Here is a 16,848-nt window from a genome sequence, read left to right on the forward strand (position 1 = left end):
CTCGCGCGTTCAGCGGGGTACGGCTCCCGTGGTGTCAGCGCCCGAGCACGGGGAGGGCGCGGTTGACGGGCTCGCCGTGGACGAGCCGGCCGGGCGGCGGCAGCGCCGGGTAGACCTTGTCGACGGGCCGGAGCGCGGCGTTCGACGCGCCGCCGTCCTGGAACCCGGGCACGCCACCGGGCATCGGGGCGCTGCCGGGGGTCGCGACGTCACCGGGCAGCGGGGCGGCGCCCGGGGTGGCGACGTCACCGAGCTGGTCGTCCGCCAGGTCGTCCGCCGGGTCGGCCGGGACGTCCGCCTGGGAATCGGTCCGGGGATCGTCGGCGGCGGGGGCCGTGACGGGCGTCGTGGTGGGTTCGACCGGACTGCCGACAGCGGCGGCAGTGGGGGCAAGGATGAGCGTCATAGCGGCGGCCGCGAGCAGCGCGGCCCCTCGGAAGTGCGGTGCCATGGGGGAGTTCCTCGTGTTCCCGGCCGGACGGCGCGCGCTGCGGCGGCGGCCCGGCTGCGATCGAAGGGGGTGATTGCCCGAAATCTAACCCTTCGCCGGATACTTCGTGCGGCCTCGCGCGGCTTTCCATACCGACGGTCCAGCGCTTGTCCGCCGTCAGCGCCCCCCGACCCGCCCGCACTCGGTACCGGCCGGTAACCGGGTCGGCGGGCGCGACGCGCCGGCACCGCCGCCGGGCCGCCGGACGTCACTCCCCGCGGGCCCTCACATCCGCCGCCCAGCCCCGCACTTGCTCCTCGTCGTGCAGGTACGGGCCGCCGGCGCCGGAGCGCAGGTCGATGCCGTACAGCAGTTCCAGCCCCGCCCGGGACGCCTCCTCCCACTCCAGTGCCTCGTCCAGCAGCCACCGCCCGGCCCACCGGTCCGCCGCGTCGCGGTCCGCCCGGCCGTCGGCCACGGCGTCCAGCCACGCCGCGATCTCCGCCACACCCGGCTGCGCCCCGTTCACGCGCCGGCCTCCGCCGTCTCGGCCGCCTCCTGAGCGGCCATCACCTCGTCGCCGTGCTCGAACGCCCAGGCCCCGAAGGCGTCGATGGGGGCGAGCAGGGTGCGGCCGAGCGCGGTCAGCCCGTACTCCACGCCGTGGCCCCGCGGGTCGCGCGCGACCAGGCCGTGGTACTGGAGGCGGCGCAGCGTCTCGGTCAGCACCTTCGAACTGATGCCGCCGATCCGCTCCCGCAGCTCGACGGGGCGGCACGGGCCGTCGCGCAGGGCCCACAGCACCACGGCGTTCCAGGTGTTGGAGAGCAGGTCGAAGGCGAGGCGGGCCCGGCAGTCGGCGAGGTAGGCATCGGTCACGTACCGAATGGTGCCCGACCGGCTCCCTACTGTCGAAGACCACGAGAACCGCACGAAGTGGAGCCGGTAGATGAGCAGTTCGACGACCAGGCCGACGAGCAGGCCGCTGACGGTCGGCGTCCTCGGGACGGGCCGGATGGCCGACGCGCTCGCCACCCAGTGGGCGCGCGCCGGGCACCGTCTCACCATCGGCGGCCGGGACGCGGCCAAGGCCCGCCGGCTCGCCGAACGGGTCGGCCACGGCGCCCGCCCGGCCGGCCTGCGCGAGGCGGCGGAGTCCGGCGAAGTGGTGCTCGCGGCGCTGCCGTACGGGGCGGGCGCCGAGGTGGCCCGCGAGTTGCGCGACGCGCTGGCCGGCCGCGTCCTGATCGACTGCGCCAATCCCGTCGGCCCGGACTTCCGCCTCCTCACCGGCCAGGGCCCGTCCGCCGCCGAGCAGTTGGCGGCGGCCGCACCGGAAGCCCGGGTGGTCAAGGCCTTCAACCTCTGCCACGAGGACGTCTGGCGCCTGCGCCCCCCGGTCTTCGACGGCCGACCCCTCGCCGTCCCGCTCTGCGGCGACGACCCCGAGGCCGTCACCCGCACCGCCGACCTCGTCCACGCCCTCGGCTGCACCCCCCTCCCCACCGGTCCCCTCCACCGAGCCCACCTCCTGGAGGCCACCGCCGCCCTCTACATCACCCTCTGGCTCGACCAGCAGGCCGACGCCCAGGCCATCGCCCCACCCCTCACCCACGCCGCCGGCTGACGTTCCGTCGCCCCCGCCCCGGCATCGAACTCCGCGCTGCCCGCCGGGCGGCCGTGCGTTCCGATGCCGGGGAAGACAGCAGGCGGCGCGAGGTCGATCACGACCGTCCTGTCCGTCCGGTCGCCGTCCAGGTCCGGGCTGTGCCACGACTGACCGGCCCGGAGCTGGTGGAACCTGAACATCGCACCGGTCTCGTTGGAACCGATGAGGCAGGGCACCGGACAAGCAACGGCCGCCCCAGTCGCCGAACAAGCGGCCCGCAATCCGCCCACCACTCTCACGGCCGGCGGCGCAAGGAGGCCCGCGAGATCCTCCCTGTCCGCATCGCCGAGTCCGAACGCCGGATGCACCGGACCAGCCGCCCATGCGCCGGTCGCCCTTCCGACGCCGAGGTTCCGAACGGCGCCGCGGGCGTGGCCGGAATCACGCCACCTGCGCCCACGGAACGAAGCGCCCGGGTCTCGCTATGCGTGGGACGACAGTCGGCGCGCGGCCTGCTCCCACGGCCGGGGCTCGATCGGATCGTCCCGGTCGAAAGCGTCCTCCTCGTACCAGCCCGTCCCCGCGAGCCAGGTCTCCAGCCACTCCGCGAGGCCGACGGAGTCGAGGAACCAGCACTGATCCCACGACCCGCCGCTGTACGGGTTCGGCTCGAAGAGCAGGACCTGACCGTCCTCACTGAAGCAGTCGACGCCCGCATACATGGCACAGCCCCAGGTCAGGATCGGCACGACACCTTCGGGCCACTCCGGGTGCTCCACCCCGACGGACGCCTCACGCCGCGCCAGGTACTCCCCCACGACAGTGGATCCCGGCCCGAGCAGCGGCAGCAACTGGTACTCGGGCCCGAAGCCGCCGTCAGCAACCTCGCCGTACAGACGCGCAAGCAACGGATGCAGCGCGAAGCCCAACTGCGCCTCGGCCTCGGCAATCCGGGCACCAGCGACCGGCCCAGGGAGGCAGCCCCTGTCGGCCCCGGCCCGGATGGCAATACGCTGCACGAGGTCATCGATGTCGATCACGACCGTGATGCTGTCAGAACCCGCCGACATCGGACACTCCGAGGCGACGCGGCTGGACGGGTGGTCGGTCACGACGCCTCGGGGCGTCGGCCTGATGATCCGAATGCAGCGGACGATCACGCGAGCAGCTGCGCAGGCACAAGGACTACGCAGTCCGTCGGCCTGCAGATCCGGCGAAGCACCCGGTGCTGGCCCGGCGGTGCCCAGCCTTCAGCCCCGCACGTTGCTGCCGGCGGGGCTGCCCTCCCCGTCGCGCGCACTCCGGCCCGTCCTCATCAGCGACGGCGCGGGGCCGCAGACCCAGCCGCCCCGCAAGGCAGTCGTTCCCGTCCGTCCATCGGGTCTCAAGGGAGTGACACCGTGTCATGCGCGTTGGCATGCTCCTGGACCACCGGCGAGTCGGGGACCGCGTACGTGCAGTCCACCGACCGGACCCTGCACGCCTCGGCGCCTCTTGTCACCGCAGTCCTGATCAGTTACCTGTGATACTCCTGCGCCCGTTGCTCGCACGCTGTCCGGATCAGCCGTTGCAGGTCTCGAAGCCGGTCTCCACGCTGCCGCGGAACGCCAGCGACTCGCGCCCGATGGCGAGGGCGTCGAGCAGGGTGCCGAGTGCCGACTCCACATCGTCTTCCGAGCGCCGCACCCACACGAACGTGTAAGGGACGGGCGCTGCTTCGAGCTCGCTCAGAGCAAAGTCCGTGTTCCGAATGCGGAACATCGCCACGTTCACGTGCCCGAGGTCTTCCCAGCCTCGTTCGACGGTCAGTCGCAACCGCTCCGCGAGCACCCTCAGGGGTGGTTGCAACCCGGCCACTACCCGAAACGAGCTGGCTGCGAACTCCCACATGCTCGACTGGAAGGCTGGGTTGCGCTTCCCTCCCTGGTACGAAGGAGCTTCCTCCCAATCCGTCTCCGGCCCAGGAACGTTGACAGCAGCCATGTCGGTCTCCCCCAATACCACCACTACCGCACCCGGGCGCTCACCGTATCCCAGGTCACGCCACACGGTGCTGTTGGCCGCACGGAGGTGGCCGTGCCGGCCGACCGGCGCTCCGGGCACGGGTCCTGACGGCGTGACGCCTACCTCACCGAGCCGGGGGCCGTGACCCGGTGGCGGCGGCGGGCCGTCAACTCGTGGGCGGCGTACGGGAAGTCGGGGTAGTCGAAGGAGAAGCCCGCCGCGAGGAGGCGGCCCGGGACGACGCGGCGGCTCTTCAGGAGGAGTTCGGTGTCCGTTCGCAGGGCGAGGGCGCCGAGTTCGGCCATCCACCGGGTGGCGGGCAGGCCGAGCGGCGTCCGGTGGGCGCGGCGCAGCGCGCGGGCCAGCTGCGCTTGCGGGAGCGGGTGCGGTGCGGCGAGGTTGACGGGGCCGGCCAGGTCCTCACGGTCGGTCAGGAACCGTACGGCGCGGACGAAGTCGTGCTCGTGGATCCACGAGACGTACTGCCGCCCGCCGCCGACGGGGCCGCCCAGGCCGAGGCGGGTCAGCCGGGAGAGGACGTCGAACACGCCGCCCCGGTCCGGGCTGAGGACCATGGCTGTTCGCAGCGCGACCTTGCGGGTCGCGGGCGTGGCGGCGTCCTGCTGGGCGGTCTCCCAGTTGCGGGCGATCCGGACGCTGTACTCCCAGTAGTCCGGGATGCCGGGTTCGGTGCCGCCGATCAGGCCGGTCGCCTCGTCGTTGGGCGCGTCGAAGCGGTGTGCGTAGACGGTCGCGGTGCTCATCTGGAGCCAGACCCGGGGCGGCCTGGCGGCGGCCGCGATCGCCTCGCCGATCACTCGGGTGGAGTCCACCCGGGAGTCCATCATCTGCCGCAGGTTCTCCGGCGTGTAGCGGCAACTCACCGTCCGCCCGGCCAGGTTGATCACCGCGTCGGCGCCGTCCAGTTGCTCCGCCCAGGGCCCGTACGTGCGACCGTCCCAGGCGATCTGCCCGGGCCGGGCGGGGGTGCGGGTGAGGATGACCACCTCGTGCCCGTCCGCGCGCAGGGCGCGCTCCAGCATCGTTCCGACCTGCCCGGTCCCGCCGGGAATCACGAACTTCACGGAAAGAACGTATACCGCCACACTGAACACGTTCAATTCTCCCGGCTGTCCGACCGTGCTGATATCCCTGTCGCATGCAGACCGAACACCCTGACCCGGCCGAACTCGCGGCCCTCCGTGCCGCGTTCGCCGTCACCGACGACGGCGCCTCCGCCCTCGGCTGGGAGGCCGTGCACGCCTTCGAGGCCCAGCACGGCATCGTCCTGCCGGAGCCGTACCGGACCTTCGTCGCCGAGATCACCGACGGCTCCCACGCCGGCCCGCCGGACTTCGGCCTGACGGCACTCGCCGAACTCCCCTCGGACTGGGGCGCGAACCGGCCCGAGCGGGTACTGGCCGAGCCGTTCCCGCTCACCGAGGCCTGGGTCTGGGAGGACGACGAACCCGAGGACGGAGACGAAGACGAGGACGGCGACGGAGACGAGGACGGCGAGGGCGCGCTCGGCCCGGTGTTCAACCACGGGTCGATCGTCCTCGGCACCGACGGCTGCGGCATGTACTGGCACCTGATCGTCACCGGCCCGCACCGCGGCCACATCTGGTTCATCTGCGGCGAGGGCGCCCTCCCGTTCGGTGCCCCGTTCTGCAACACCACCGCCGCCCCGGGCTTCGCCGGCTGGGTCGCCCACTGGGCAGCGGGCAAGGAGTGGTACGACCTGGAGTCCTGACCGAGGGCGGACCCAACTCGAATCGCATCGGCGGTCGTCATCGCGGCACGAAGCCGGGTGTACAGCGTGTGGAAGGCCAGGGGCCGGCCGGAGTCGGCGGTGCGCGCGGCCTGGGCCGGGCCCAATCCGCAGGTGAGCAGCGCCTGTTGGGCCTGTCCGGCGGCGGCCTGGCGGGCACCTTCCGCCAAGGTGCGACGCACCTGCCGGGTCGGCCTTCGACGATCTTCGCCAAGTACGCGGTGGGGTGCGGAGTTTCGAGGTCCGGCACGCGGGTGATCAGCGCGGGGTCGAAGGGGCGCCGAGTCCGGCCCGTACGTGCAGGCCTGTTCGGTGACGGGGAGCAGGGAGCGGAGCAGCAGGGTGGCGAACTGCTGGTGGCGGGCGCTCAACCGCGCCAGCAGGCGGGCCGCGCGCTCGCCGGCCGGCGGGTGCGTGTTGCCGCACCGGACGAAGAGCGCGCGCTCCGTGGAGTGCAGGGCGAGCATTGCGGTCGGGCTGCCCAGGACGGCGATCAGGCCGGCGAGTCCGGAGAGTCCGGGGGCGGCCGCCAGATCCCGTTCCAGCGCGCGGACGCCGGCCCGGTGGGCGAGCAGGTCGGCGTCGAGTTCCTGCTGCTGCGCGGCGGAGCACACGGGCAGCCGCTCGTCGGGGGAGAACCCGCTGACGACCCGGCCGTGTCCAGGACGTGGTGGGCCCGTTCGTGGCCGAACACGAACCGTGCGGCCTGGACGTTCAGCAGGCTCCGGATCTGTCCGCCGTCGCCGTCGACGCGCACCGAGCTTGCCCGACAGGCCGTAGACCCGCCGGTGGACGTGGTGGTAGCGCAGCCGCCCGGTCAACACCTGCGGGTCTCCGGCGAACGCGCTGCGCCGGTGCGCCCGCGCAGCGCGCCGGAGTCGGCGCAGCACGCCACCGTCGGCGAGGTGGGCTTGGCTGCCCGCGGCCGCGGCGGCGTACACGTCGACGGCGGTGAGGACGGCGTCGGAGACCATCACCAGTCCGGAGCCGTCCGCGAACGGGCGCAGCCGGGCCGAGGCGTCCTCCTGGAGCGTGAACGTGGCGACCACGCTGTCGAGTTGGGCCGGTTCGGTGCCGAGGTCGGCGAGCGCCGAGGTCAGGTCGTGGGTGAGCTGCTCGGCGAGGGCGGTCATCGGGTCCTGGTTGTCGGCCCACTCCGAGCCGAGGAAGCCGCTCATCGCCGCGTCCAGGTCGGACCTTTCCCCGGGCGTCGCCCAGGGCGTCCAACTCGTCCCGAACGGTGGCGAGTTGCTGTTGCCGGTCGGGCGCCACCAGGAGGCGGTGGCGCTCGGCCATGGTCGAGTCGGTCACGGTCCGGCCGGGGCGTTGACGCAGAAGGTGCCGAGGCCGATGCGGGCCACCAGGACGGCCAGCACCGCCGAGTCGAACGCGCCGGTGACCGCGGAGGCGCCGTCGAGATCCTGGAGGTCCGTAGATGCCGGCGGCGTCGAGCATCCGGTCCGAGGAGTGGTTCCCAACAGCCCCTGCACGCGCGGGTCGTGGCAGATCCGCCGCTGGAGTTCGCGGCGCTTGCCGGCGAACCACTCCCGGCCGAACCGGCGGTGCCCCTCCTCGTCCTCCGGGGACAGCCCGGGTCCGTCGCCGAGCAGTTCCGCCCCGATCAGCTCGTACAGTTCGTCGTCGCTCTTGTCCCGGTACGCCTCGACCGTCACGGCCAGCCCCTCTGCGCTCCCCGCACCGTCCTGCCGACGGTCTCCCCACCCGAGAAGGGGCAAACCGGGCAGCAACTAGGGCTTGCGCCAAGACGTTTGACGACCTTTGGAGCAGGCTGGATCCCCACCTCGGCCCCTTCATGCGGGCCGTCGTCGGACCGGGCCGACCAGCGCTTCGATGGACAACGGCGGGCAGATCTCCACCCCTCGGGTGCGGTCCCACCAGCCCCTCCGCGGGTTCGCCTCCAGTCCCGATGGCCGTGCCGGACGCCCACGCCGCCTGCTGGCTCAGGCGAGGGCTTGCCTGCGCAGACGGCGCAACGCACTCGTCCACTCCGACGGCGTGGACGAGTGCGCGAACGGGAGCGACCGGTGGGTCAGCGCCCTGATGCCTTTGACCTGGTAAGGGCCACTGCCGACCAGGCTGTGGCACCGATCGCGGGTGCCCGCGTATTCCTCGGAGTTCCAGAAGACGAGCCAGCCGACCGTGTGTTCCCCTACGCGGTGGACAGCTGGGACTGTCCGGCCGATCACGTGGAGTTGGAGGAGAAACGGCGGGCCCGGTGGCTGTCGACCCTGATAGAACATCGGTCGATGGGCATTCAGGAGCGTGACCGCAAGGTTTACCGGCCGCTGCGGCGAGCTGGCCTCGAGGTGATCCCCAACGCTGTGCCAACGGGCACGATGCCGTTCGTCCGCGGGTACGGTGCGGAGGACGTGGCCGGAGGCTTCTCGCACCGATACGACACCTCGCGGCTGGTCGAGCGACTCAATGCGGACTGGTACGACCTGGCGGTCTCCTCGGGCCTTTTCGACCACCGGCGGGAGTTCCTCCTGCTAGTTCCACAGGGCACCCGTTCGCACCGGGCCGCTCTGGAGCACCTGCACAACAGCGGTGCCGCACCGGCGCTGTGGACCCGGGTCCGGCTGCTGGATCGCTGGGACATCATGGGCCGAGGCGCGGCATCGGCGTTCCTGGGCGTGCACTCGGGCCACCCGGGCTTCGGCATGATGGCTCTGGACGGCAGCGTGTACCTCGAAGCCTCAACCGGTGAGACCGGCGTCAGTGTGCTCGTGGTGCATCACCCGGACCGCTCGGAGAACGTCCTGCGACACCTGGAGTGGATCACGCATTACGACAGCCCCTGTGCAAACCGCGAGGAAAAGCAGCGTGTCGCCGCCTGGCTCGCCGGCCGTGCAAGGGACTTCCCGGGTCGCTGATGACGAGACCCCGGACGGGCTGACTGGTCATGTGCGGAGCCAGAGGACGAGGGCGGCTGCCGTGACAGTGCCGAGGAAGACGTGTCCGCACTTGGTTCTGCCCGGCGGATCGTGTGCCCTTCGGATGGTCGGATCGTTGTGCTGCTCATGGGGCGGGGAGATCTGACGAACGACGAGTGAGGGCGGCTGGAGCCGCACCTGCCGAAGTACAGTGCTCGGGGCGGTCGTTGGTACGACCACCGCCAGCTGGTCAACGGGATCCTGTTCCGGGTCCGCACCGGCGTGCCGTGGCGTGACCTGCCGGAGCGCTACGGCAGTTGGAGGACCGACTACGAGCGGCACCGGCGGTGGGGGCCGACGGCACCTGGGACCGGATCCTCCAAGAGGTGAGGACGGCCTCCCGTCTTCGACACGGACACCTACCGGTGCCGCACCGAAGTCGAGCGCGCCATCAACCGCCTCAAGACCTTCCGCGCCGTCGCCAGCCGCCACGACGAACGGGCCTACGTCTTCCGCGGCGCCGTCATTCTCGCCTCGATCCGCCTATGGATCGGACCCGGTCCGCCGGACAGAATGATTCAGACCGTCGGCGCGGAGCACCGGGTACAGACACCGGACGGTGCCGGGCGGGATCCCCGTCGACGGACCGTCACATCCGGAACGCCGTTAAGGAGAACCACAGTGCCACACATCAGCATCGGCAATGATCTCCCGGGCATCAGCGGTCTGCTGGCCGACCGCCCCGACAGCGCCGCGCCACTGAACCAGCTCGTCAACGTCCTGCTGCGCGGCCCCTCCCCGCTGCCCCGGGGAGAGCGCGAGCTGATAGCCGCCTACGTCTCCGAACTCAACCGGACCCGGTTCTGCTCCGACTCGCACGGTGCGTTCGCCGCCGCGCAGCTCGACGGCGGCGAGGAGTTGGTGACGGCCGTCCTGAACGACCTGGAGACCGCACCGGTCTCCGAGCAGCTGCGGGCCCTGCTGCGGGTTGCCGCCGAGGTCCAGGCGTTCGCCCGCCCGGTCTCGGAGAAGGCCGTGGCCGCCGCCCGGGCGGAGGGTGCGGGGGACGACGAGATCCACGACACGGTGCTGATCGCCGCCGCGTTCTGCATGTACAACCGCTACGTCAGCTGCCTCGACACCGAGCTGCCGGCCGACCGGAGCTACTACACCGAGGGCGCCCAGCGGATCGTGGCGCACGGGTACGGCAGCCCGCGCTGACGACGCCCCCGGGCCCCGGCCGGTGGGCCGGGGCCCGGGATGCGCGGCGGTGGGGAGAGAGCAATCGAGAAGTAGGCAGCGGACGCGGGGCCCGGAATCATGAGCCCTCACATCGTCCGCGTCGGGAGCAGCCCACCCATGCCGCACACCGAGGCCAGCCCGCCCCAGCAGCTGCCCGCCCCTTCGCCCGAGGCCGTGCGGTCACGTCGCCGCGCCGTCACCGCGACCGTGGTCGGGAACTTCGTGGAGTCCTTCGACTGGCTGGCGTACGGTCTGTTCGCCCCGCTCTTCGCGGAGCGGTTCTTCCCCTCCGCCGATCCGACCACCTCGCTGCTGGGTGCCTTCGCGGTGCTCGGGGTGGGCGTGCTGGCCAGGCCGCTCGGCGGCGTGCTGCTGGGCCGGCTGGCGGACCGCCGGGGCCGCAAGCCGGCGCTGCTGCTGGCGATCGTCCTGATGACGGCCGGTTCGGTCCTGATCGGGAGCGCCCCCACGTACCAGCAGGCCGGGATCCTCGCCCCGGTGCTGCTGCTCTGCGCCCGGCTCGCCCAGGGCATCTCCTCCGGCGGCGAGTGGCCCGCCGCGGCGGCGTACCTGATGGAACTGGCCCCGCCTCGCCGCAGGGGCCTCTACGGCAGCCTGTTCTCGCTCACCACCGCCGCGGGCGCGTTCACCGCCGCGATGCTCGGCGGCATGCTGACCGGCCTGGTGGGGCCCGGGGTGATGCAGACCTGGGGCTGGCGGGTGCCGTTCCTGATCGGCGGCGTGCTCGGGCTGGTCCTGCTGGCGCTGCGGAGCCGGATCACCGAGAGCGAGGTCTTCCGGCGCGAGGTGAGCTCCCGTCAGGACCGCAGCCCGCTGCGCGAGGTCCTGCGCACCCACCGGCAGCAGGTCCTGCGCTCCGTCCTCCTGGTGGCCGGGATGGCGACCGTCGGCAGCACCTGGACCTCGGTGATACCGGCGATGGGGCAGCGGCTGGCTCCGGACGGGACGATGTTCTGGGTCGTGGTCTGCGCCACCGCCCTGATGATCCTGCTCCAGGTGCCGATCGGCCTGCTCGCCGACCGGATCGGGCCACGGCGGCTGCTGGTCGTGGCGAGCCTGCTCTTCGCCACCGGGGGCTCCTGGGCCTACCTCGCCATGACCGGCCGGTTCACGAGTCTGCTGCTCGCCTACGGCAGCGGCGTGGTTTACCTGGTCTGCGTCACCACGGTCCTGCCCGCCCTGCTCGCCGAAATCTTCCCGCCCCGCGTACGCGCCCTGGGCATCGGCCTCCCCTACGCACTGACCAGCGCGGTCCTGGGCGGCACCACCCCCCTCCTCGCCACCCACCTCGGCAAGAACGGCCCGTCCGGCTGGTTCATCGCCGGAGTGGTGGCCGCCGTCCTCCTCGGCCTGGCAGCCACGGCGACTTCCGGCGCTTCCGACACCGAACGATCCCAGCCGGCGCACCCGGAGCCGGTGCCGATGGGTTAGCCCTGTCCGACAGGATCCGCCGGACAGGCCCTTGTCGTAACGGGTTGCGCCGGCGCGGGAGTTCTTCAGCTCGTTCGCGGCCCTCTCCACGGTGTTGCGCTGCCTGTACCGATTCTCGTCGAAGCCTGGTGAGATCTCGGACATCTGCCTGGCCGTCAGGTTCTCCCCCGTCTGACACCCGAACTTCGCGTCACTGCAGTTCACAACCGCTACCTCGCGCATGAGCCGGATGTTCGTGCAGTCGGCGAACCCCAGGAAAGTGTTCACCGACCTGGCGAGACTGTTCCCGACGCCCGTTTCTCGCGTTTCCACGGGCTCGTCGCCACCTTGCGCGATCCGGCGCCACGGGAACGAACGACGCTCGCGTGAAGCGCTCAGCCACTGAGCTTGGCGATTGACGTCCGCTTTCGAACAAGCAGACCCGATGTCCCGTTCCACCGAAGGCTGACCGACGTCCGCTTCTGTCGGTGAAGCTCGACCGCGCGACTCAACAGCCATCCGACCAGGCGTGCAGGGACGGACAAAGGGCTTCGCACACCATATGGCCGTCGGTCAGGATGATTGCCATGAACGATGGCCTCATCCAGTTCGTGCGGGCGAAACTTGACGCGGACGAGCACAACGTCGTGATGATCACGTCGCTCGCTCCCCCCGACACGGACGTGACCCTCGACAGCACGATCCCCATGATCGACATGGTTCGCGCGGTCACGGACCTCTATGCGCCGGTTGCTCACCTCGACCCGTCGGACACGGCCCCCGGCAAGGACTTTGAGGCCGGCTGGGCAGCCGGCCTTGGAGCGGCGGTCAGACTCCTTGCCCAGACCTACCACGACACCCCCGGCTACCGTGAGGAGTGGCGTCCTCGGACACTGCGCTAGGAAGCCCTGACCATTCAGGACCTGGCCGGGGGCGGTCAAACGTCAGTGGCAATCGGTCATGGATCAGAGGCAAGGACACCTGATGATTACTCGTCCGGGTGTTCCGGAGACCGCTGGACGGCCTTCGCGTGATCCTGAACTCGACAAAGAGGTTGAGGACTTGACGCGAAGGCCGTAGTGGTGAGCGTGCTGGAACAAGGCGTGCAGTGCGATACGTTCGCGGGGCTGTCACGCTTCCGGGGGTCTTCTACGACTGCCTGGCCGGACGGCACGACGCGCTGTTCGAACTGACGGACGCGATGCTGTGCACCGACGGGCCGGTGAAGACCCCGGTGGACCTGGCGCTGGCACCCGAGCACCGGCGCGGACACGGTGCCCTGTACGCCGTGCTGAACGAGGACCGCCTCGACGTCGCCCGGCCACGGTCGGAGCTGGCTGGCCTGCCGCCGCTCCGCGCCACGGACGGCCGCCTGGTGCTGGCGGTGGGGGTCTCGTCATGGCTGCGGCCGGATGCCCGGACCCGCCACGGATGGGTCCTTCTGCCACACATACGGCTGGGGCGACGCCAAGCACCAGGTGATCCCCGGCTGGCCGTACTCGTTCGTGGTCGCGCTGAAGAGGGGGCGGATGTCGTGGACGGCGGTGCTCGACGCGGTGCGACTGGAGCCGGGCGCCGATGTCGCGGCCGTCACCGCCTCCCAACTCCCCGAGGTGGTAGCCCGGTTGATCGGCGCGGGGCCGTGGGAGCGGCAGCCCCGCCGCACGACCCGGGTCACGATCCCTCTCACGCGCCCAACCGTGAGATTCAAAACGCGAGGTGCTGCTGAACTGCCTCAGCCACCGGACGGCTCAATCGTCAGGTGGGAGCCAGCAACCAACACGTCACCGGCACCCAGCCAGAGCATCCAGTGGTCGTACTCGGCCTCGTCGGGATCACGCCGGTACATGGGGAAGGTCTCCAGTCGCAGCCCGGCGAAGTCGAATCGGGTTTCCCACGCGGGCGGCCGGATCAGAACCTCGGTGAGCGGCCTGCCTTCAAGCCGGGTGAGCGCCTGGTCGAGTCGTTGGTCCTCCGACCCGACGAACACCTCGTCTGCGGTCTCCAGCCGCCATGCGGCCATCATGATCCACAGGTGGTATTCGCCGTGCACGGTGCCGCGGCCGTCGGGTGGCAGCGGCCGGCCGAGCTCGAGCGTGACAAGCTGCCGATGCCGCGTCGGACATTCCAGGCCCGTTGCCCCAACAGCGGGCTGATCCGCCGCTGAGCCTCGGCGAGGTCGATGACGCTCATTCGACCACCGCCCACTGCGGGCCCGGCCCAACCACGAGCAGAGGCCCGGACGGCGTACGGAAGGTCCAGTCCGGCGCCGCAGACGGATCCTGGTGGTACACGGAAAAGATGGTCAGAACCTTGTCCCCGAAGTGGATCCGGGTGTCCCAACCAGGCAGCCGGACATCCACCGAGGTGACCACCCGGCCGATCAGCGCGGCGAGGTCGACGGCCAATAGCTCCTCATCGTCGCCCGAAGCCGCGAGTACGGCCTCCGGACCGTCCAACCGCCAGGCCACCGAGTGGACCCACAACCACCTGAGGCGCCGCTGCACCGAGAGCTGCAGGCCGAATCTGCCACCGCCACCGGACGGAATCTGCACTGCCTCCACCGTGCTGTCGGCCAGGCGCGCCACCTGTTCCCGAAGTTCATCGATGCCGGCTGTCCCCTTCACAGCGCAGAGTATGCGGACCGGCGGCCCAACTGGCACAGCGAATATCCCCTCGCCGCGAGACTCAGTCTCTCGATGCCCCGACCAGTGCGCGCCGCCGCACCGGTGAGCCAACCAACGTCTGCCCCACCCGCGGTGTTCGGTCCGCCGACCTCGTGAGAACCGGTACACAGTCAGCCACGGTCGGAGTTCTCCTCAGTGATGATCGGGGCTGTGCAATTGGCCTGTCACTCGTCGGCCCCGGCACGCCGGCGCACTCCTGAGCAGGCTGTCACCGCGGCGGCCGGTCCGCCGTCGTCGGAGGCCGCGCCTACGCTGTGCGCCCATGGGACTTTCGATATCCGTGGGGCTCCTCCACGACCAGGCTCGCAATGACGCCGAGGGGCTCGACCATCACCGCCGCGCCTTCGCCCGGCTCGCCCGGGCGCTCACGGCGGAGGGAATCACCTGGCACGAGCCGGAGATCACCGATCCGCCCCGCGCCCATGTGTTCTCCGGTGGCTTCCCCTACGGGTACCTGACCCAGCTGCGCCGCATCCTGGTACTCACCAACCTCGGCGAACCCGTCACACCGGCCCTGGCGGTCAGCAGGCACCAGTACGGCCTCGACTGCGAGAAGATCCAGGACGAGACCTCGATGCTCACCTCCCACCTGCTCTGCCACTCCGACAACGCCGGCTACTACGTGCCGGTCGACTTCGACGAACCGCTGTTCCTCCCCGACGAGGCGAACGTCGACGGGGCTGGAATGGTCGGCTCCAGCCAACGCCTCCTGGCCGAACTCGCGGACATCGCACCGTCGATCGGCATCGCCCCCTCCGACCCGGAGCAGACCGGGCCGGCCACGGGCCTGGCGACTGACGGGCCGTTCGAAACGGAGCGCGCCGCCTGGCACCAGCTCCACCGGGCATGCCTGGCGAGCATCGCCGGCGGCCACGCCATCGTGTTCCACTGACTCCTTGCCGGCAGTGAGCATGTCCGCGTGCGACCGTGCGGAGGAGCTGACGCCCGCGCCGGTGCGGCGAGGACGGAGAGGCACGATGACGGGCTGGGCCGGTGCGACCCGCGAGAGCCGGCGAGACCCACGGCGACCTCCGCGCACGGCCCGACGCGGGCGCTGCCCCGGTTGCCTGGGACGGGGGCATCCTCTGCACCGGGGCGACAGGGTCACACACTCCCCAAGCGGTGGCCGAACTCGCGGACCGGACTCGATGGAGCACGGGACGACGGCGCCGTTGAAGGCTGTCACGGAGGATCGACCGGACGGTGCCCGGGCCCTCGTGGCCGCCGGCGCCGATCCCTGGCGGCGACCGCTTGGCGGATGGTCGCCGGGCCGCCTCGCCCCGGCCGGGCGACCCCCGGTCTGTGCCCCGTCCCCGAGGAGAGACCCGGCCTGGCAGCAGCCGAGCGGGCCATCGTCCCACGCGGCCGGCACCTCATGGAGGCACTGGGACGTTTCCACCGGTGACCTGGGGCGGGGATCCGTCGTTGGTCGGGCATGAGTCGTTCGGGTCCGAAGATTCCGCCGTTGTTGGTCACTGCTGCCCAGCGGGCTGTACGGCAGGCCTGGTTGCGTCGCCGCACGACAGCTCAGGCCCCGGCCCCGGGGTCGCGGATCGTGCCGGAGTGCGCCGAGGGCCACTCGATCACGGAGGTGTCCCGCCGGCTGCGGGTCGCTCGGGGCACGGCCCGCACCGGGTGGCGCCGGTTCATCGAGCCGGGTCTGGACGGCCTGCGTGACGACCCCCGGCCCGGCGTCCCGAGGACCACCGACACCGACGTCGAGCAACTCGTCGTCAAGTCGCCGCAGGAAACGCCGAAGAACGCGACGCCCTGGTCGACGAGGTCGATGGCGGCGGCGACAGGAGGTCCGCCCCGCCATCTGAGGCACGGTCGCGGCGATGTCGTTGCACCTGGCGACGTGATCCCGACCCGGTCCGGGCGACGGCTGCGGCGCCCGCGGTTGCCGCACTGGCCAGGTTCTCGGTCAACCGCCCTGGATTGCTCGGTCATTCCGACCGAAGGGCCCTGCCGCACGGGCGGTGGCACCCTGGCGTCGAACGGAGTCTGCCCCGGTCCGGGGCGGAACGGGGTGGTCGAAGCGCGCGGAGGAAGGGAAGCCACGGGGGTGCGTGCACGGCTGCGCGGGGGCGTGGTCGCGGCGGGGGCCGCGGTGCTGGTGGTTGCGGCCCTGGGGGCCGGGGTGGTTCCGGGTCGGGCGGCGGCTGCCGACCAGTGGCGGCCGCAGCCGGGGACCCTGTACATCTCCGACCTGCCGAAGACCGAGTCGTGGCGCGCCAATCCGACCGCCCGCGGGTGGGGCGACGATTTCGACTGTCCGGTGGGCTGGCCCGCCGAGCCGGCCGAAGTCAACGTGTGGCACCGGGACTTCACCACCGCCGAGACCGCTCTCGCCCAGCAGAAGGTGGCGGTCTTCGACACGGAGGCCGAGGCCATCGCCTTCGCGGACAAGGCCCGGCAGGACTACATCGCCTGCGCGCACGCCCCGCAGCGGCCCGGCGTGACCGCAACCTACTTCGACCACGGGGTGATCAACGTCGAGGAGGGCGCCACCCTTCAGGGGATGCACACCTTCGACTCCAACGCCACCGAGCGCCCCGACTACAACTACCTGTGGGGCGTGGGCCGCGACGGCGACACGGTGACGCTGGTCCTGTGGCAGAGCTACTGGGGCGATCCGCCGGTGGTCCCGTGGAAGAACACCCTGAACACCGCGGTGAAGAAGCTGTACTGAGCACACCCGCCGCCGGCTCCGCGCCGCGAGTCCCGGCCGGGGCGGCGCGGCGGGCCGCGGGTCGTCCCGCAGGCCGTCCGGACTCGAC

General features: G+C 71.5%; 18 protein-coding genes and 3 pseudogenes. 12 read left to right on the forward strand and 9 right to left on the reverse strand.

From position 1 onward, the window contains the following. Positions 1-34 precede the first annotated feature (34 nt). The 3 genes from ACFV1L_RS08750 to ACFV1L_RS08760 all read right to left on the reverse strand — a co-directional run bounded on the left by ACFV1L_RS08750 (position 35) and on the right by ACFV1L_RS08760 (position 1,309). Positions 35-406: a hypothetical protein gene (locus ACFV1L_RS08750; RefSeq protein WP_380364208.1), complete on the reverse strand. Its 372-nt coding sequence runs from the start codon at positions 404-406 to the stop codon at positions 35-37. Positions 407-698: 292 nt separating this feature from the next. Next, positions 699-959, reverse strand: coding sequence for a hypothetical protein (locus ACFV1L_RS08755; RefSeq protein ID WP_380364209.1), 261 nt, complete (start codon positions 957-959; stop codon positions 699-701). Then, entirely contained in the window at positions 956-1,309 is a 354-nt protein-coding gene (locus ACFV1L_RS08760; protein WP_380364211.1) for a winged helix-turn-helix transcriptional regulator, read from the reverse strand. Before ACFV1L_RS08760 ends, ACFV1L_RS08755 begins: the two co-directional genes overlap by 4 nt. 106 nt (positions 1,310-1,415) lie before the next feature. On the opposite strand from ACFV1L_RS08760, the gene ACFV1L_RS08765 reads away from it, so the two are divergent. Beyond that, positions 1,416-2,057 carry an NADPH-dependent F420 reductase gene (locus ACFV1L_RS08765; protein ID WP_380364290.1) on the forward strand — a complete coding sequence of 214 codons (642 nt, stop codon included), beginning with the start codon at positions 1,416-1,418 and terminating at the stop codon, positions 2,055-2,057. A 464-nt stretch (positions 2,058-2,521) separates the two neighbouring features. On the opposite strand, the gene ACFV1L_RS08770 is transcribed toward ACFV1L_RS08765, so the two are convergent. Next, entirely contained in the window at positions 2,522-3,109 is a 588-nt protein-coding gene (locus ACFV1L_RS08770; RefSeq protein WP_380364292.1) for an SMI1/KNR4 family protein, read from the reverse strand. A gap of 330 nt (positions 3,110-3,439) precedes the next feature. Between ACFV1L_RS08770 and ACFV1L_RS08775 the strand changes: the two genes are divergently transcribed. After that, the gene (locus ACFV1L_RS08775) at positions 3,440-3,565 is read left to right on the forward strand and encodes a hypothetical protein (protein WP_380364213.1); all 126 of its coding nucleotides are present in this window, start codon (positions 3,440-3,442) and stop codon (positions 3,563-3,565) included. Positions 3,566-3,599: 34 nt separating this feature from the next. Here the strand turns inward: ACFV1L_RS08775 and ACFV1L_RS08780 are convergent, their stop codons facing one another. Both ACFV1L_RS08780 and ACFV1L_RS08785 read right to left on the reverse strand, forming a co-directional pair. Continuing rightward, a complete protein-coding gene (locus tag ACFV1L_RS08780) occupies positions 3,600-4,022 on the reverse strand; it encodes a hypothetical protein (RefSeq protein WP_380364215.1) in 423 nt (140 codons plus the stop codon). A 140-nt stretch (positions 4,023-4,162) separates the two neighbouring features. Continuing rightward, a complete protein-coding gene (locus ACFV1L_RS08785) occupies positions 4,163-5,128 on the reverse strand; it encodes a TIGR01777 family oxidoreductase (RefSeq protein ID WP_380364217.1) in 966 nt (321 codons plus the stop codon). 74 nt (positions 5,129-5,202) lie between these two features. Between ACFV1L_RS08785 and ACFV1L_RS08790 the strand changes: the two genes are divergently transcribed. Further along, positions 5,203-5,796 (forward strand): SMI1/KNR4 family protein, encoded by a 594-nt coding sequence (locus ACFV1L_RS08790; RefSeq protein WP_380364218.1) that lies wholly within the window; start codon positions 5,203-5,205, stop codon positions 5,794-5,796. 1,325 nt (positions 5,797-7,121) lie between these two features. On the opposite strand, the gene ACFV1L_RS08795 is transcribed toward ACFV1L_RS08790, so the two are convergent. Next, the gene (locus tag ACFV1L_RS08795) at positions 7,122-7,487 is read right to left on the reverse strand and encodes a hypothetical protein (protein WP_380364220.1); all 366 of its coding nucleotides are present in this window, start codon (positions 7,485-7,487) and stop codon (positions 7,122-7,124) included. A 594-nt stretch (positions 7,488-8,081) separates the two neighbouring features. Between ACFV1L_RS08795 and ACFV1L_RS08800 the strand changes: the two genes are divergently transcribed. The 6 genes and pseudogenes from ACFV1L_RS08800 to ACFV1L_RS08825 all read left to right on the forward strand — a co-directional run. Then, positions 8,082-8,708, forward strand: a complete 627-nt coding sequence (locus ACFV1L_RS08800) for a hypothetical protein (RefSeq protein WP_380364222.1) — start codon at positions 8,082-8,084, stop codon at positions 8,706-8,708. 186 nt (positions 8,709-8,894) lie between these two features. Then, positions 8,895-9,100: pseudogene (locus ACFV1L_RS08805) on the forward strand (transposase); the annotation flags it as partial. Positions 9,101-9,389: 289 nt separating this feature from the next. Then, a complete protein-coding gene (locus tag ACFV1L_RS08810) occupies positions 9,390-9,929 on the forward strand; it encodes a carboxymuconolactone decarboxylase family protein (protein WP_380364223.1) in 540 nt (179 codons plus the stop codon). Positions 9,930-10,067: 138 nt separating this feature from the next. Then, complete coding sequence (locus tag ACFV1L_RS08815) at positions 10,068-11,402, forward strand: MFS transporter (protein WP_380364225.1); 1,335 nt, start codon at positions 10,068-10,070, stop codon at positions 11,400-11,402. A gap of 566 nt (positions 11,403-11,968) precedes the next feature. After that, on the forward strand, positions 11,969-12,283 hold the full coding sequence (locus tag ACFV1L_RS08820; protein ID WP_380364227.1) for a DUF6221 family protein: 315 nt from the start codon (positions 11,969-11,971) through the stop codon (positions 12,281-12,283). A 189-nt stretch (positions 12,284-12,472) separates the two neighbouring features. Further along, positions 12,473-13,027, forward strand: a pseudogene (locus ACFV1L_RS08825) (transposase); the annotation flags it as partial. 89 nt (positions 13,028-13,116) lie between these two features. Here ACFV1L_RS08825 and ACFV1L_RS08830 read toward each other — a convergent pair. Then, positions 13,117-13,434, reverse strand: a complete 318-nt coding sequence (locus ACFV1L_RS08830) for a hypothetical protein (protein ID WP_380364294.1) — start codon at positions 13,432-13,434, stop codon at positions 13,117-13,119. 136 nt (positions 13,435-13,570) lie between these two features. Continuing rightward, positions 13,571-14,008 carry a hypothetical protein gene (locus tag ACFV1L_RS08835; RefSeq protein WP_380364228.1) on the reverse strand — a complete coding sequence of 146 codons (438 nt, stop codon included), beginning with the start codon at positions 14,006-14,008 and terminating at the stop codon, positions 13,571-13,573. A gap of 322 nt (positions 14,009-14,330) precedes the next feature. On the opposite strand from ACFV1L_RS08835, the gene ACFV1L_RS08840 reads away from it, so the two are divergent. From ACFV1L_RS08840 to ACFV1L_RS08850, 3 genes and pseudogenes are all read left to right on the forward strand, one after another. Then, a complete protein-coding gene (locus ACFV1L_RS08840) occupies positions 14,331-14,960 on the forward strand; it encodes a hypothetical protein (protein ID WP_380364230.1) in 630 nt (209 codons plus the stop codon). 543 nt (positions 14,961-15,503) lie between these two features. Beyond that, positions 15,504-15,743 (forward strand): annotated as a pseudogene (locus ACFV1L_RS08845) (IS630 family transposase); the annotation flags it as partial. Positions 15,744-16,133: 390 nt separating this feature from the next. Next, positions 16,134-16,760 carry a hypothetical protein gene (locus ACFV1L_RS08850; RefSeq protein ID WP_380364296.1) on the forward strand — a complete coding sequence of 209 codons (627 nt, stop codon included), beginning with the start codon at positions 16,134-16,136 and terminating at the stop codon, positions 16,758-16,760. Positions 16,761-16,848: the final 88 nt, after the last annotated feature.

The organism is Kitasatospora sp. NPDC059646 (assembly GCF_042734615.1).
Taxonomy (GTDB): domain Bacteria; phylum Actinomycetota; class Actinomycetes; order Streptomycetales; family Streptomycetaceae; genus Kitasatospora.